The organism is Marseilla massiliensis, assembly GCF_016899955.1.
In the GTDB taxonomy this organism is placed as follows: domain Bacteria; phylum Bacteroidota; class Bacteroidia; order Bacteroidales; family Bacteroidaceae; genus Prevotella; species Prevotella intestinigallinarum.
The window spans coordinates 1-333 of record NZ_JACJJL010000117.1 but is presented as its reverse complement, the minus strand read 5'-3'; the positions used below and the strand labels follow the sequence as shown (position 1 = coordinate 333).

Genomic DNA, 333 nt, shown 5'->3' with positions numbered 1-333 from the left:
ATTGACACCGAACTGAGGCGGCTCCAGGCCGACGGCCGTTTGCTTACTCCTGAGTTTGTTGCGGCAAACAATGCAGTTGGTGAGGCCTTCAGGCGGATGTATAAGGTGCGTTGCACGTATGCAGTGGATAATCCCGGCCTCGTGGGGCTTTATTTCCTGCACGAGGCTGCGAACGCCGAGCTTGCCGATACAGCTTTGGTTGGCAAGGCCGTGGCGGAGATTTATGCCAAGCGCTATCCTGCGGCTTACTCCACACGGTGGCTTCAGGGTTGGCTCGCGGGGTGCAACACCAAGGTTGGAGGCGACTATTTCGACTTCACGGCCCCCGATTTG

At 58.0% G+C, this 333-nt stretch carries 1 protein-coding gene; it reads left to right on the top strand.

The genetic code is table 11. The features are described from left to right. The coding region (locus tag H6B30_RS16905; protein WP_205112258.1) for a hypothetical protein at positions 1-333 on the top strand (333 nt) is incomplete at both ends.